Genomic DNA, 15,887 nt, shown 5'->3' with positions numbered 1-15,887 from the left:
CCAAGCGACTATTCGGTCGTACGTGACGATGACGAAGATCCCAGGCTCATTCACGGTTGTAACCGGAGGGAGGGCGGGCGACTTCGTCACGCCTCTGGCCGGGTGGCCACCCGGCCAGAGGCGCAATGGCTTCCATCGCACAAAATCTCTAACGTGCAGATACAAGGGAACAAGCGGAAAGGCTGCGCCTCCTCATATCGGCCGAACGAAAAACCATCACCTGCTCAGATTTTACGCAGTTTTTACGAAACAACCATCCACCACTCCGGCCCGCCGCACTTCAAACACCCGAAATTTCCCATCTTTCCCGCACCGCAAAATCTTTTCCTCGAACTGCGCATGGTTCTTGCATTGCAATTTGCGTTGTATTCAAATGAACAAAAAAGGGGAGCCGCACCTTTGGCATTTGATGAAATGATTACCGGGGACGAAAGTCCTCGTCCGCCTTATGAAAAATATTTCGAGTGGTACAACAGCCAAGATCGGGCGCATCTGATTGCCAAGTCCCGCGATGCGGAGAACATCTTCCGGAAGACCGGCATCACCTTCGCGGTCTACGGCCATGCCGACAGTTCCGAAAAACTCATCCCCTTCGACATCATTCCCCGCATCATCTCCGCCCGCGAATGGCGCAAGCTTGCCCAGGGCATCGAGCAGCGGGTGATCGCGCTCAACGCCTTTCTGGACGATATCTACCATAAGCAGGAGATCATCCGCGCCGGCCGCGTTCCCCGCGAGCTGATCGAAAACAATGTCGCCTTCCTCTCCGAGATGATCGGCTTCCGCCCGCCCGGCGGCGTCTACACCCATATCGTCGGCACCGACATCGTGCGTACCGGCGAAGACCAGTTCTACGTGCTGGAGGACAATGCCCGCACGCCTTCCGGCGTCAGCTACATGCTGGAAAACCGGGAAACCATGATGCAGATGTTCCCGGAACTCTTCCATGAGAACAAGGTGCAGCGCGTCGAGGATTATCCCTATCTCCTGCGCCAGAGCCTCGCCTCGCTCGCCCCTCCCGGCTGCACCGGCAAGCCGCGCGTCGCGGTGTTGACCCCCGGCATCTACAATTCAGCCTATTACGAGCATTCCTTCCTCGCCGACATGATGGGCGTCGAGCTGGTCGAAGGCTCGGATCTGCGGGTCATCGACGGCAAGGTGAAGATGCGCACGACCCGCGGCTACGAGGCGATCGACGTGCTCTACCGCCGCGTCGACGACGACTTCCTCGATCCCCTGACCTTCCGTGCCGATTCCGCGCTCGGCATCCCTGGAATCATGGACGTCTACCGCTCCGGCAACATCACCATCGCCAACGCGCCCGGCACCGGCATTTGCGACGACAAGGCAATCTATTCCTATATGCCGGAAATCGTCGAATTCTACACCGGCAGCAAAGCGCTGCTCGAAAACGTGCCGACCTGGCGCTGTTCGGAAGCATCGAGCCTGAAATACGTGCTGGAGCACCTGGAAGAGCTGGTCGTCAAGGAAGTGCACGGCTCCGGCGGCTACGGCATGCTTGTGGGACCGACGGCCTCGAAGAAGGAGCGCGCCGATTTCGCCGAGAAGCTGAAGGCCAAGCCGAACAATTATATCGCCCAGCCGACGCTGTCGCTCTCCACCGTGCCGATCCTCGTCAACAAGGGGATTGCGCCGCGCCATGTCGACCTTCGTCCCTATGTGCTCGTCTCTGACAAGGTTCAGATCATTCCGGGCGGACTCACCCGCGTCGCGCTGAAGCAGGGCTCGCTGGTCGTCAATTCCAGCCAGGGCGGCGGCACCAAAGACACCTGGGTATTGGAGGACTGATGCTCGGAAGAACTGCAAACGGTCTCTACTGGATGTTCCGTTACATAGAGCGTGCCGAAAATATTGCCCGCCTGGTCGATGCCGGTCTGCGCATGTCGCTGACCCGCAGCAGCGCCGGCGACGACAACTGGGACGGCGTGCTGCAAAGCGCCGGTGTTCGCGAGGCCTATGACGAGGGCCACGCGAAGCTGACCAACGCCGATGCGATCGATTATCTCCTGCGCGATCGCTCCAACCCGTCAAGCGTCATGTCCTGCATCGACTCCGGCCGCAACAATGCCCGCATGGTCCGCACCGCGCTCACGCGGGAGACCTGGGAGGCGACCAACGAATGCTGGATCGAGCTGAAGTCGCTGCTCGAAAAGCGCGTGAAGGCCGCCGACCTGCCCGAGGTGATCGACGTCATCAAGCGCCGCGCCGGCCTTATCCGCGGCGCCTTCCACGGTTCGACGCTGCGCAACGAGCTCTATAACTTCGCCCGCATCGGCACCTTCATTGAGCGGGCCGACAATACGAGCCGCATCCTCGATGTGAAATATTACGTGCTGCTGCCTTCCGTCTCGGCCGTCGGCTCCTCGCTCGACAACGTGCAATGGGAATCGATCCTGCGCTCGGTCTCCGCACACCGCGCCTATAGCTGGGCCTATGACGGCGAATACCGGGCGATGAATATCGCCGACTTCCTCACCCTCAATGTGCAGATGCCGCGCTCGCTTGCCTATTGCTACGAGAAGATCGTCAGCAATCTCGGCTATCTCGCCCAGGATTACGAGGAGCGGCTGCCGGCCCACGATACCGCCGATGCGATCCGCACCACGCTGCAGACCAGGGCGATCCGCGACATCATGGATCAGGGCCTGCACGAGTTCCTTGAGGATTTCGTCTCGCGCAACAACCAGCTCGGCATGGAAATTTCCGACGGCTACCGGTTCTACGTTTAAGCGGATCAGAACATGAGACTGAAAATCAGCCACCTCACCGAATACCGCTACGACGAGCCGTCGAAATTCTCCCTGCAGCGGCTGCGGCTGACGCCGCCGACGACGCCAGGCCAGAAGGTGCTCGGCTGGTCGCTGAAGGTCGAGGGCGCCACCCCCGAAGTGGAATATGACGATCAGTACGGCAACCACGTCAATCTGGTCTCGCTGGAAGGCGAGCAGCAGACGACCCGCATTCTCGCCGAAGGCGAGGTCGAAACGGCAGACCTCAACGGCGTCACCGGCCCGCATACCGGCTTCTGCCCGCTCTGGCTCTTCCTGCGCGAGACGCCGCTGACCAAGAGCGGCAAGCTGGTGAAGGAGCTGATCAAGGGCGTCAACGGCGATAACCAACTCGCCCGCATGCATGCGCTGATGGCCGCCATTCACGAGGCGGTCGACTACAAACCCGGGACCAGCGATACGGCGACGACGGCGGAACAGGCGCTGGAAAAGAAGAGCGGCGTCTGCCAGGACCACGCGCATATCTTCGTTACCGCCGCCCGCGCCCTGCAGGTGCCGGCACGTTATGTCTCCGGCTATCTGATGATGGAAGAAAAGGTCGAACAGGCAGCGACCCATGCCTGGGCCGAGGCGCATATTCCCGGCCTCGGCTGGGTCGGCTTCGATCCGGCCAACGAGATCTGCCCGGACGGCCGCTACGTCAGGACCGCCTCCGGCCTCTGCTACCGCGACGCCGCGCCGATTTCAGGCATGCGCATCGGCACGCCGGGCGAAACCCTGTCGGTCACCGTCAAGGTGGAAGATGGCGGGCAGATGCAAAGCCAGAACCAGAGCTAAGGGCTCCGAAGGACAGAACGCGGCCTCTCGTTTCCCCCTTCTCCCCTCGCGGAGAAGGTGCCCGTAGGGCGGATGAGGGGGTCGGCGGCGCTGGTCTTTCAAGAACGCCTATCATGCTTCGACCGCGCCGGTGAATCTGCGCCTAGGTAGGTATGCCGGCGGCTTGGCGGAATAGCATGTGGAAAAGGCACTTCATGTAGCCCCCTCATCCGCCTGCCGGCACCTTCTCCCCAAGGGGAGAAGAGGTTTGCCGCAGCCTCTCCGTCCCTCGCACGCTCTCGCAGCACGTACTCTCGCGCCCGCGAGCATGACTAACGCATGTCGCGCAAAAGTGTGCAGCGGTTTTGCGGCAACGACATGCGTAAAAACAAAACCTGAAGCGCAAGGAGCGAATCTGAAAGATCGCGACGCGCTTTAAGGAATAGCTTCGCGCGTCGCAAACAGCCAAAGGCGGGGCTCTCACCCCGCCTTTTCAACGATCCAATTTCGGATGCGTCCGTTCTCAGTGGCTATCCTTGCCGACAGCGTTTCCGCGACATCCCTTGAGGAAGTCGAGGTCGGCGCCGGTATCGGCTCCTTCGACGTGCTGCTGGTGTAGGAAGGCATAACCCGACGTCGGCAGATCGTGGTTCGGCTGCCATTCCGCGAGGCGCCGCGCCAGTTCCTCGTCGGATATGTCGAGATGCAGGCGACGGTTCGGCACGTCGAGTTCGATCATGTCGCCGTTCTTCACGACTGCGAGCGGTCCGCCGACGGCGGCTTCCGGAGAAGTGTGCAGCACGACGGTGCCGTAGGCCGTTCCGGACATGCGGGCGTCGGAAATGCGCACCATGTCGAGGATGCCCTTCTTCAGCACCTTGGGCGGCAGCCCCATGTTGCCGACTTCGGCCATGCCGGGATAACCCTTCGGCCCGCAGTTCTTCATGACCATGACGCAGGTCTCGTCGATGTCGAGGCTGTCGTCGTTGATCTTGGCCTTGTAGTCGTCGATGTCCTCGAACACGACAGCCCTGCCCCGGTGCACGAGGAGATGCGGCGAAGCGGCCGACGGCTTCAGCACCGCGCCCTTCGGCGCGAGATTGCCGCGCAGCACGACGATGCCGCCGGACGACGTCAGCGCCTTTTCAGCCGGCAGGATGACATCCTCGTTCCAGTTGATGACTTCCTTGACCTCGTCCCAGACGGTTTCGCCGGAGACGGTCAGCGCATCCTTGTGCAGCAGGCCCGCCTCGCCGAGGCGCTTCAGCACGACAGGCAGGCCGCCGGCATAGAAGAACTCTTCCATCAGGTACTTGCCCGACGGCATCAGGTTGACGATTGTGGGAATGTCGCGGCCGCAGCGGTCCCAATCATCCAGCGTCAGATCGATGCCGACACGGCCGGCGATGGCCAGAAGATGGATGACGGCATTGGTCGATCCGCCAATCGCCGCATTGGTGCGGATGGCGTTCTCGAAGGCCTGCTTCGTCATGATGTCGGACGGCTTCAGGTCGTCCTTGACCATCTGCACGATGCGGCGGCCGGTCAGCTGCGCCATGACCTTGCGGCGGGAATCGACGCCGGGGATCGCGGCATTGCCGGACAGCGCCATGCCGAGCGCTTCGGCCATCGACGCCATCGTCGAGGCGGTGCCCATGGTGTTGCAGGTGCCCGAAGAACGGCTCATCGACGCTTCCGCCTCGAGGAATTCGGCCTGCGTCATCTCGCCGGCCTTCACCATTTCGGAGAATTTCCACAGATGCGTGCCGGAGCCGACGCGTTCGCCGCGGAAATAGCCGTTCAGCATCGGGCCGCCGGTGACGACGATCGACGGCAGGTCGACGGAGGCAGCACCCATCAGCAGCGATGGCGTGGTCTTATCGCAGCCGACGAGCAGCACACAGCCGTCCATCGGTTGGCCGCGGATCGCTTCTTCGACGGCGAGAGCCGCGAGGTTGCGGTACATCATCGCGGTCGGGCGGAAGGTGTTTTCGGAGGCTGAGAACACCGGCACCTCGAGCGGGAAGCCGCCGGCTTCCCATACGCCGGCCTTCACCTTCTCGGCCAGTTCCCGGAGATGACCGTTGCACGGGGTCATATCCGACCAGGTGTTCAGGATGCCGATCACCGGCCGTCCATCGAACAGATCGTGCGGATAACCCTGGTTCTTAAGCCAGCCGCGGTGATAAATCACGTCGCGGCTCGTGCCGCCGTACCATTCCTGCGACCTCAGCCGGCGCGGCCATTCCGCTTTCTTTTTCATGATCTCTGTCCTTCAGGATACTCCCGGACCGCCTCGTACGGCCCGGGTCATCTCGCTTCGTCTCAAGCCAGCGTGTAGGCCGTCTTGACGGTTGTGTAGAACTCGGCGGCGTATTTGCCCTGCTCGCGCGGACCGTAGGACGAACCCTTGCGGCCGCCGAACGGCACGTGGAAATCGACGCCTGCCGTCGGCAGGTTGACCATGACCATGCCGGCCTCGGAATTGCGCTTGAAATGCGTCGCGTGTTTCAGGCTGGTGGTGGCGATGCCGGCCGAGAGCCCGAACGGCGTGTCATTGGCGATGGCAAGCGCTTCTTCATAATCCTTCGCCCGGATCACCGAGACGACAGGTCCGAAGATCTCTTCGCGCGAAATGCGCATCTGGTTGGTCGCTTCGGTAAACAGCGTCGGCTGCAGATAGAAACCGGGTGTTTCGCGGGAGATGACCTCGCCGCCGAAGGCGAGCTTGGCGCCTTCTTGTCTGCCGATCTCGATATAGTCGGTATCGGTCTTCAACTGCCGCTCGTCGACGACGGGACCGATATGGGTGCCGGCCTTCAGCGCGTTGTCGACGACCAGTGTCTTCAGCTTCTCGGTCAATGCGGCGACGAACTTGTCGTGGATACCTTCGGTGACGATCAGGCGCGACGATGCCGTGCAGCGCTGGCCGGTCGAGAAGAAGCCGGAATTGGCGGCGGCCTCGACGGCGACGGAAAGATCGGCGTCGTCAAGCACGACCATCGGGTTCTTGCCGCCCATTTCGAGCTGGAACTTGCGGTTATGCTCGATGGAGGCGGCGGCAACGCGCCGGCCGGTGCCGGTGGAACCGGTGAAGGTGATGCCGTGAACGTCGGGGCTTTCGAGCATGGCCTGGCCGACGACCGAGCCCTTGCCCATGACGAGGTTGAGAACGCCCTTCGGCAGGCCTGCGCGATGCAGGATATCGACGATCGCCCAGGAACAGGCGGGCACCAGCTCGGCTGGCTTGAAGACGATGGTGTTGCCGTAGGCGAGCGCCGGCGCGATCTTCCAGGCCGGAATGGCGATCGGGAAGTTCCAGGGCGTGATGATGCCGATGACGCCGAGGCCCTCGCGGGTGATCTCCACGCCGATGTTCGGGCGCACCGACGGGATGACCTCGCCGGCGAGCCGCAGGGCTTCGCCTGCGAAGAATTCGAAGATCTGCGAAGCGCGGATGACTTCGCCGGTCGCCTCAGGCAGGGTCTTGCCTTCCTCGCGGGCAAGCAGCGCGCCGAGCTCGTCCTTGCGCGCCATGATCTCGTCGCCGGTCTTCTTCAGGATGACGTGGCGTTCCCAGATGCCGGAGCGCGACCAGGCCGGGAAAGCGGCCTTGGCGGCGGCGATGGCATTGCGGGTATCTTCTGCACTGCCATCGGCATAAAGGCCGACGACCTCGTTCGTATCCGACGGGTTGATGTTCTTCGTCGCGTTCGTGCCGACCCATTCGCCGGCGATCAGGTTTTGATAAATGGTCATGGGCTCAACAAGCCTCCTTTACCGTTTACAAACACGGCCCGGCCGCGGACGCGGCCCGGCCTCGAAAATCAGAGCTGCTTGACGGCAATCTCTTCTTCGGCCGCCACCTTCAGCGGGTTGCGCAGCGGCAGGCCGAATTCGGCGACTTCGATCTCGAAAAGGTCGCCCTCTTCCGTCTTGATGCCGTCGGCAAAGGAAAGCGTCGCCGTGCCGAACATATGGACATGCACATCTCCCGGAACCCGGAACAGGCCATATTTGAAATGGTGATATTCCAGGTTGGCGAAAGTGTGCGACATGTTCGCCTCGCCCGATAGGAACGGCTTTTCGAAGATCACCTTGTCGCCGCGCTTGATGCGCGAGGTGCCGCGAATATCCTCCGGCGCGGCGCCGATGCGGATCTCCGGACCGAAGCTTGCCGGGCGCAGCTTCGAATGAGCGAGGAAGAGATAGTTGATCCGCTCGGTGACGTGATCGGAAAATTCGTTCGACAGCGCAAAGCCGATGCGGAAGGGCGAACCGTCCTTGGCGATGACGTAGATGCCGGCCATTTCAGGCTCTTCGCCGCCGTCTAGCGCGAAGGAAGGAGAGACGAGCGGCGCGCCGGGGGCTGCCGCGCCATGACCGTTGCCCTTGTAGAACCATTCGGGTTGAACGCCCTTTTCGCCAGCTTTCGGCTTGCCGTTCTCGAGGCCCATCCTGAACATCTTCATCGAGTCGGTCAGCGTTTCCTCGGCCGCCTCGGTCGTCTTCTTATGCATGGAATCGCGGGTGGCGGCCGAGCCGAGATGGGTCAGGCCGGTGCCGGTCAGATGCAGGTGCGCGGCATCGGGATGGGTGATCGGCGGCAGGAAACGGCCTTCGGCATAGGCCTTCTCCAGATCGACGGCATCGCCGTAGCCATGGGCTTCGATGACCGAGGCGAGCGACTTGCCGCCGTCTGCCGCTTCCATCGCCAGCGCATAGACGCTGCCGGCATTCTTGACCGATTTGGCAGCGCCGCCCAGCTCGCGGACGGCGACGACGATCTCTCCGTTGGCACCCTTGATTTGCGAAATAAGCACGACTTCGATCCTTCTCGTTCCGGCGAAGGCAGCAAAAGCTCCGCCTGTCCGGCTCCATCAGGAGCCGGAATCCATCTTTCATATGACTGCGAATGCCTGGACTGGCGCCTGTTGGCGCTCAGCCCTTGTTCTTGTTGTAAACGTCGAAGAACACGGCGGCGAGAAGCACCGCACCCTTGACCATCTGTTGGAAGTCGATGCCGAGGCCGACGATCGACATGCCGTTGTTCATGACGCCCATGATGAATGCGCCGATGACCGCGCCGGTGATCTTGCCGACGCCGCCCGACGCCGAGGCACCGCCGATGAAGCAGGCCGCGATCACGTCGAGCTCGAAACCGACGCCGGCTTTCGGCGTTGCCGAGTTCAGGCGAAGTGCCACGATCATGCCGGCAAGACCTGCGAGCACGCCCATGTTGACGAAGGTGTAGAAGCTCAGGCGCTGCGTATTGATACCCGACAGCTTGGTCGCCTTTTCATTGCCGCCCATGGCATAGATGCGGCGGCCGATCGTCGTGCGCTTGGTGACGAAAGCATAGATCGCGATCAGCACCAGCATGACGACGAGAACGTTCGGCAGGCCCCTGTAGCTGGACAGGAGGTAGCCGAGCGCCAGAATAGCGCCGGAAACGATCAGATTCTGGACGACGAAGAAGCCCATCGGCTCGACGTCGATGCCGTGGCTCTCGTTTACCTTGCGGCGGCGCCAAGCGAGGTAGAAGAGGATGACCGGCAGGATGACCGTCAGGATCAGCGAGGTCGATTGGACGGGCGTGCCGAACAGGTCGATCATATCGCCCGGCAGGAAGCCGGTGCTGATGACCTGGAATTCCTTCGGGAACGGGCCGATGTTCTTGCCGTTCAGTACCGTCAGCGTCAGGCCGCGGAAGACGAGCATGCCGGCGAGCGTCACGATGAAGGACGGGATACGGTGATAGGCGATGAAATAGCCCTGCGCCGCGCCGATAAAGCCGCCGACGATCAGACAAATCAATCCGGCGAGCCAGAAATTCATGCCCCATGAAACGGTGAAGATCGCCGCGAGCGCGCCGACGAAGGCGACAATCGAACCGACCGAAAGGTCGATATGCCCCGCCACGATGACGAGCAGCATGCCGAGCGCCATGATGACGATGAACGAATTCTGCAGAACCAGGTTCGTCAGGTTGACCGGCTTGAAGAGAATGCCGCCGGTGTAGAACTGGAAGAATACCATGATCGCGACGAGCGCGATGAGCATGCCGTATTCACGAATGTTGCCGCGGATGTAGTCGGCAACGGAAACGACGTTGCTTTCCTCGGTTGCTGGGTTGACCGGAGTCATTGTCTCTTCTCCCCTGAGCGCATGATAGCGCGCATGATGGTTTCCTGGCTTGCTTCTCCCTTCGGCAGTTCGGCGACGATGCGTCCTTCGTTCATCACGTAGATGCGGTCACAAGTGCCAAGCAGTTCGGGCATTTCCGATGAGATCATCAGAACGCCCTTCCCATCGGCGGCAAGCTGGTTGATGATAGTATAAATTTCGTACTTTGCGCCAACATCGATGCCTCGGGTAGGCTCGTCGAGGATCAAAATCTCGGGATCGGAGAACAGCCACTTCGACAGCACCACCTTTTGCTGGTTGCCGCCGGAAAGATTGACCGTTTCCTGGAAGATGCCGTGCGAGCGAATGCGCAGCTTCGACCGGTAATCGGTCGCGACCTTCATCTCCTGAATGTCGTCGATGACGCTGTTGTTGGAGATTCCTTCGAGATTGGCGAGCGTCGTATTGTGCAGGATCGTGTCGTTGAGCACGAGACCGAGCTGTTTGCGGTCCTCGGTGACATAGGCAAGCCCTGCGTCGATCGCCTTGCGCACGGTGCTGACATCGACGGCCTTGCCGTCGACGAAGACTTCGCCGCTGATCTTGTGCCCATAGGACTTGCCGAAGACGCTCATGGCGAATTCGGTGCGGCCCGCACCCATCAGGCCGGCGATGCCGACGACCTCGCCCTTGCGGACGTTGACGTTGATGTCGTGCAGCACCTGGCGGTCGCGGTGATGCTGGTGATAGGCGTTCCAGTTCCTGACTTCGAAGATCGTCTCGCCGATCGGCACGGAGCGCGGCGGATAACGGTCGGCGAGGTCGCGGCCCACCATGTTCTTGATGATGATGTCTTCGCTGATCTCGTCGGCGTGACAGTCGAGCGTCTTGACGGTCATGCCGTCGCGCAGGACCGTGATCTGGTCGGCGACCTTGCGGATCTCGTTCAGCTTATGGGAAATGATGATCGAGGTGATGCCCTGGTTGCGGAACTCGATCAACAGATTGAGCAGCGCGTCGGAATCCTTCTCGTTGAGCGAGGCCGTGGGCTCGTCGAGGATGAGCAGCTTCACGCTCTTCGACAGCGCCTTGGCGATCTCGACGAGCTGCTGCTTGCCGACGCCGATATCGGTCACCAGCGTGTTCGGGGATTCGCGCAGGCCCACCTTCTGGAGAAGCTGCTTCGTGCGGTTATACGTCTCTTCCCAGCTGATGACGCCGCTCTTGGCGTTCTCGTTGCCGAGGAAGATGTTTTCCCCGATCGACAGCAACGGCACCAGCGCCAGTTCCTGGTGGATGATGACGATGCCGATTTCTTCGGAGTCCTTCAGCACTCTGAAGTGACGTGTCTCGCCTTCATAGACGATGTCGCCTTCATAGCTTCCCGTGGGATAGACGCCCGAGAGCACTTTCATCAGGGTCGATTTACCGGCCCCGTTTTCGCCTACCAATGCGTGAATTTCACCCTTGCGAACCTTGAGGTTCACGTTCTCCAGCGCCTTGACGCCCGGGAACGTCTTGGTGATGCTCCGCATTTCTAGGATGGTGTTGTCCATAGTCAAAGTTCCAGCGCCTTGAGCCGCCGAGCGGCCTGGCGATCATAAAATCGAAGGCCGGAACCCGCAAGCACGGGCTCCGGCCTCCTGTTTAACGTCTTACTTCAGCTTGTCTTCGGTGTAGTAACCGCTGTCGACGAGGATCTGCTTGTAGTTGGTCTTGTCGACGGCAACCGGCTTCAGCAGATAGGACGGAACGACCTTGACGCCGTTGTCGTAGGTCTTCGTGTCGTTGACTTCAGGCTCCTTGCCGGACATCACGGCATCGACCATGGCAACCGTGACCTTGGCGAGTTCGCGGGTGTCCTTGAAGACCGTCGAGTGCTGTTCGCCTGCGATGATCGACTTGACCGACGGGATTTCAGCGTCCTGGCCGGAAACGACCGGAAGCGGCTGGTCAGCCGAACCGTAGCCGACACCCTTCAGCGAGGAGATGATGCCGATCGAGAGGCCGTCATAGGGAGACAGGACAGCATTGACCTTGGCGTCGGTGTAGTTTGCCGAGAGCAGGTTGTCCATGCGGGCCTGGGCCGTTGCCGGATCCCAACGCAGCGTGCCGACCTTGTCCATGCCGGTCTGGCCGGACTTCACGACGAGCTTGCCGGAGTCGATGTAGGGCTGCAGGACGGACATTGCGCCATCGTAGAAGAAGAAGGCGTTGTTATCGTCCGGCGAACCGCCGAAGAGTTCGATGTTGAACGGGCCCTTGCCATCCTTGAGGCCGAGCGCGTCAACGATGGAGCCAGCCTGCAGAACGCCGACCTGGAAGTTGTCGAAGGTGGCGTAGTAGTCGACGTTGGCCGAGTCGCGGATCAGGCGGTCGTAAGCGATGACCTTGATGCCGGCGTCGTGAGCCTTCTGGAGAACGTCGGAAAGCGTGGTGCCGTCGATCGAAGCGATGACGAGAACCTTGGCACCCTTTGTGACCATGTTTTCGATCTGCGAAAGCTGGTTCGGAATATCGTCGTCAGCATACTGCAGGTCGGTCTTGTAGCCGGCGGCCTCGAGCTGCTTGACGATGTTGTTGCCGTCGTCGATCCAGCGAGCGGAGGACTTCGTCGGCATTGCAATGCCTACGAGACCCTTGTCCTGCGCCATGGCAGGCATAACAAACGAAGCGACGCCGAAGGCAGCCGCAGCCATCAATGAGATAATGGATTTCATTTCTCTCTCCCTTGTTAAACATTGGCGGACAAAAAATCGTCCGCCCCGAAACTGTGGCAGGTTCCGTATTGGATAGTTACTTCAGATGGTGAGAAACGAAGTAGGTCTCCTCCACGATCTCACACGTGTTGAGTGCCAACCAGCACACGGCGGCAAACTGGTATGGATTCCTATAACTGTCAAATAGAATAAGTGGTAAAGTGCATAACAATTTTGGTATATCGTTAAAAAGTATTACTTTTAATGGAGCGCAGCGAGGAGGCTGCAACCATGACGATTATCTCCGAGCCATTTTTGATGGATCACGTCGATATCCACAGCGATAACTTCGGCGACGACGGCCTTTTGCGTGCGGGACTTAAGCTGAATCACCTGCGCATGATCGTCGCAATCGAAGATAGCGGACAGATTTCCGCAGCTGCGGAAGTGCTGAACATTTCGCAGCCCGCAGCGTCGCGAATGCTGTCCGAAATGGAATCGATCACCAAGACCCAGCTCTATGAGCGCGTCGCCCGCGGCGTGGTGCTGACGACCTTCGGCGCGGCCCTTGCCAGACGCGCCCGCAAGATCCTCCTGGAGCTGCGCGAGGCGAGCCGCGAGATCGGCGAATTGAAGAGCGGCAAAGGCGGCTCGGTCTTCATCGGCGCGGTGACGGCGCCGGCCATGAGCCTCGTGGTGCCGGCGATCAACAAGGTGCGCAAGGCCTATCCGGGCATCGAAATCAACATCCAGGTGGAGACCAGCAACGTGCTCGCCCGCGAGCTGCTCGCCGCCCGCCACGATTTCATCATCGGCCGCATTCCCGACGATCTCAATCCACGCCTCTTCGAGGTGACCGAGATCGGCGTCGAGCGGGCCTGCCTGATCGTGCGCAAGGGCCATCCGCTGCTGAAACAGAAGCCGAGCAGCCTCGCCGACGTCAGGGATTACGACTGGGTGTTCCAGCCGCCGGGCACGCTGCTGCGCCGCACGATCGAGGATATTTTCCTGTCGCGCGGAGTGGCGCTGCCCGAAAACATCGTCAACACCTCCTCGCTGCTGCTCACCTGCGCCATCGTCTGCGAAACCGACGCCATCGCCCCCGTCGCCATCGACGTCGCCCATTTTCTCGCCAGCCAGGGCGCCAAGGCCTCCGATGTGCGCATGCTGCCGATCGATTTCGACATCAACGTCAAGCCCTACAGCCTAATCACGGCGAAGGAACGGGCGTTGCCGCCGAGTGCGAGGCTGCTCTATGACATTATTCTGGAGGAGAGCCGAAAGCAGGCGGGATGACGGTCGTAAGCTGTCCTCGTGTCGCGAGACGCTATATGGGCTGCTTTTCAGCCATTTCAACCGATCCCTGCCGTACACCATTCGATTTTTTCGCGTGCGGGTAGAAGATAAATCTTCTGCTTTTTGTTGCCAGCAACAGCGTTTTTGGGAGCCCACCAGACCATGCCTACGCCATTGTTGGTAGGCTACAGCGCAATCTGGTGAAATTGAACGGGATACAACCCAATGTAACATCGGTCGGTGTTCATGTTTTTTGAGGAGATCGCCGACATGTCATCTAAGGAAGATCCGAAGCTGCCACACAACACTGCGCGCAGGCATTTTCTGGGCGTCGCCGCGGCCGCCGGCGCTCGTCTCGCCGGCATCGCAGCCATAGCCACGGCAATTTCCACCTCTCCGGCCAACGCCTTGGGACGGCTTTGGGGACGGGGCGGCTCCGGTGGACGCGGAGGCTCTGGCGGGGGCGGCGGCTCAGGCGGAAGCGGTGGCTCCAGTGGCGGCGGCAGCGGCCCAAACTGCTTCCTACGGGGAACGGCGATCCTCACGGATTGCGGTGAGAAGCCCGTCGAGAATCTCAGCATCGGCGATCGGGTTGCCCTTCCTGACGGCAGCACCCGTGCGGTGAAGTGGATCGGCCGCCAAAGCTTCAGGAAGAGCGGCAAGAACTGGCAAAAATCCGTCGTGCCGATCCGGGTTTCCCGCCACGCACTGGACGGGCACACACCCCATTCGGATCTCTATCTGTCGCCTGGCCATGCGCTGTACCTGAACGGCATCCTGATTCAGGTGAAGGACCTGGTCAACGGCACGACGATCGCGCCGGTCACGCCCGCTGCCGGCATGTCGATCGACTATTATGCGGTCATGCTCGATACCCACGAAGTTATCCTCGCCGAAGGCGCTGCGGCCGAATCCTTCCGGCTGCATGACAGCAATTACGAGAACTTCTGCAATTTTGCGGAATACCGGCGTCTCTATGGCGAGGAGCGCGTCGTGATGGCATCCTTTGCGCCGCTGCTGGCAGGCGGCTGGTCACATTTGAAAGCGCTCCTCCTGCTCGGCGTTTCGCCGCTGGCAAGGGTGCCCGATCCATTCGGGAATGCCTGCGAAAGGATCGACGCGCAAGCCAGGGAGCTGTCACTCTGACAGGACCGGAACGCGCGGGACCGGTCTGGCTGCTGCCAAGCCGCGCGTCCGATTTGCGAGCACATCAAACAAAGACATCAAGCGTGGCGCGCATCATCGCGCCACGCTTGATGACATCGGCCTTCTTCTCTTCGTCCGTTGCCGGCAAGCCCTGCGCCATCTTGCCAGGCTCTAATATCCGGGAGAGGAAGGTGCATGCTATTCGGACAATCGGTATTTCAATCAGTTCTCGAGCGGCTGAAGGCCGAGGAAGAGCCGGACGATGACGCCGAGGCGCCGGCTGCCCACCGCGTATCCGGGCTTGCCACCGGCCTCGCCTTCGATGTCATGGAGGGTGTCTCGGCCGCCTCGCAGCGCATCGGCCAAGCCTATTTCGACAATCTGGAACTCGATGCCGCGGCCGTAACCGCAGCGGAACCAGCGCCGCTGCCCGAGCCTGTAATGCCGGACCATCTCACCCGCACGGCACCGGCAGAGGTCGCGGCCGAATTGGCGATCTCCGCCGCCGACACGGCCCTGACGCTTGGCGAGAAGCGCCGCGCCTTCGCCCGCGCCAATCATCCCGACGGCGTCGCCCTGCCCTTCCGCGACAATGCGACCAAGCGGATGATGCTCGCCAATCTGCTGATCGACGAAGCGCTGCGGCGTCTCGCGCGCTGATTATTCCGCCTGTCCGTCCTTCGATGGCTTGTCGGTGGCCGCCGCGGGCTCTTCGTCTTCCTCGTCGTCAGCCTGCACGGCCGGCTCCGTCGTCTGCGGCTGCGGATCGAAGGTCCAGAACAGCACATAGAAGGCATAGGCGCCGGCCCCGCCCGAGATCACGCCCCAGAAGGGATCGCCGGTGACGAACTCGACCGTGGCCCAGGCAAAGCAGACGGCAACGATGGCTATGCGCACCCAGAGGCGGCGATAGGCCGGATGGTTCGGATCGATCAGTTGCATCTTTGTCCCACGGTCGCATATGTCACGCATGCCCCGGCATGCATCGCACATGCCCCCGGCATGTGCGGCTTGTCTTTAGTTCGAATCTTGCAAATGTGAAAGAGCCGCGGGC

13 protein-coding genes are annotated in these 15,887 nt (G+C 61.0%); 6 read left to right on the top strand and 7 right to left on the bottom strand.

What is annotated here, in order from left to right:
* Positions 1 to 399 precede the first annotated feature (399 nt).
* Genes ATY77_RS09445 through ATY77_RS09435 form a run of 3 tightly spaced genes read left to right on the top strand, consistent with a single transcriptional unit; the run spans position 400 to position 3,587 of the window.
* Entirely contained in the window at positions 400 to 1,809 is a 1,410-nt protein-coding gene (locus ATY77_RS09445; RefSeq protein WP_088672954.1) for a circularly permuted type 2 ATP-grasp protein, read from the top strand.
* Positions 1,809 to 2,750, top strand: coding sequence for an alpha-E domain-containing protein (locus tag ATY77_RS09440; protein WP_088687099.1), 942 nt, complete (start codon positions 1,809 to 1,811; stop codon positions 2,748 to 2,750). Before ATY77_RS09445 ends, ATY77_RS09440 begins: the two co-directional genes overlap by 1 nt.
* Before the next feature lie 12 nt (positions 2,751 to 2,762).
* On the top strand, positions 2,763 to 3,587 hold the full coding sequence (locus ATY77_RS09435) for a transglutaminase family protein (protein WP_088687098.1): 825 nt from the start codon (positions 2,763 to 2,765) through the stop codon (positions 3,585 to 3,587).
* A 502-nt stretch (positions 3,588 to 4,089) separates the two neighbouring features.
* On the opposite strand, the gene araD is transcribed toward ATY77_RS09435, so the two are convergent.
* From araD to chvE, 6 genes are all read right to left on the bottom strand, one after another.
* The gene (araD, locus tag ATY77_RS09430; protein WP_088687097.1) at positions 4,090 to 5,829 is read right to left on the bottom strand and encodes an L-arabinonate dehydratase; all 1,740 of its coding nucleotides are present in this window, start codon (positions 5,827 to 5,829) and stop codon (positions 4,090 to 4,092) included.
* A gap of 62 nt (positions 5,830 to 5,891) precedes the next feature.
* The gene (locus ATY77_RS09425) at positions 5,892 to 7,325 is read right to left on the bottom strand and encodes an aldehyde dehydrogenase family protein (RefSeq protein ID WP_088687096.1); all 1,434 of its coding nucleotides are present in this window, start codon (positions 7,323 to 7,325) and stop codon (positions 5,892 to 5,894) included.
* A gap of 68 nt (positions 7,326 to 7,393) precedes the next feature.
* Positions 7,394 to 8,389 (bottom strand): AraD1 family protein, encoded by a 996-nt coding sequence (gene araD1, locus ATY77_RS09420; protein ID WP_088687095.1) that lies wholly within the window; start codon positions 8,387 to 8,389, stop codon positions 7,394 to 7,396.
* 118 nt (positions 8,390 to 8,507) lie between these two features.
* Entirely contained in the window at positions 8,508 to 9,713 is a 1,206-nt protein-coding gene (gene mmsB, locus ATY77_RS09415; RefSeq protein WP_088687094.1) for a multiple monosaccharide ABC transporter permease, read from the bottom strand.
* The gene (gene mmsA, locus ATY77_RS09410) at positions 9,710 to 11,248 is read right to left on the bottom strand and encodes a multiple monosaccharide ABC transporter ATP-binding protein (RefSeq protein WP_088687093.1); all 1,539 of its coding nucleotides are present in this window, start codon (positions 11,246 to 11,248) and stop codon (positions 9,710 to 9,712) included. The genes mmsB and mmsA overlap by 4 nt, the downstream gene beginning before the upstream one ends.
* A gap of 99 nt (positions 11,249 to 11,347) precedes the next feature.
* The gene (gene chvE / locus ATY77_RS09405; protein WP_088672948.1) at positions 11,348 to 12,412 is read right to left on the bottom strand and encodes a multiple monosaccharide ABC transporter substrate-binding protein; all 1,065 of its coding nucleotides are present in this window, start codon (positions 12,410 to 12,412) and stop codon (positions 11,348 to 11,350) included.
* A 270-nt stretch (positions 12,413 to 12,682) separates the two neighbouring features.
* On the opposite strand from chvE, the gene ATY77_RS09400 reads away from it, so the two are divergent.
* The 3 genes from ATY77_RS09400 to ATY77_RS09390 all read left to right on the top strand — a co-directional run bounded on the left by ATY77_RS09400 (position 12,683) and on the right by ATY77_RS09390 (position 15,493).
* Positions 12,683 to 13,687: a LysR family transcriptional regulator gene (locus tag ATY77_RS09400; RefSeq protein WP_088673724.1), complete on the top strand. Its 1,005-nt coding sequence runs from the start codon at positions 12,683 to 12,685 to the stop codon at positions 13,685 to 13,687.
* Between the two features lie 270 nt (positions 13,688 to 13,957).
* A complete protein-coding gene (locus ATY77_RS09395; protein ID WP_088687112.1) occupies positions 13,958 to 14,833 on the top strand; it encodes a Hint domain-containing protein in 876 nt (291 codons plus the stop codon).
* 195 nt (positions 14,834 to 15,028) lie between these two features.
* Positions 15,029 to 15,493, top strand: coding sequence for a hypothetical protein (locus ATY77_RS09390; RefSeq protein ID WP_088687092.1), 465 nt, complete (start codon positions 15,029 to 15,031; stop codon positions 15,491 to 15,493).
* Here the strand turns inward: ATY77_RS09390 and ATY77_RS09385 are convergent, their stop codons facing one another.
* A complete protein-coding gene (locus tag ATY77_RS09385) occupies positions 15,494 to 15,775 on the bottom strand; it encodes a hypothetical protein (RefSeq protein ID WP_088672946.1) in 282 nt (93 codons plus the stop codon).
* Positions 15,776 to 15,887 lie beyond the last annotated feature (112 nt).

Source organism: Rhizobium sp. R634, assembly GCF_002211305.1.
Classification (GTDB): Bacteria; Pseudomonadota; Alphaproteobacteria; order Rhizobiales; family Rhizobiaceae; genus Rhizobium.
This window is presented reverse-complemented; position numbering and strand designations above follow the sequence as displayed.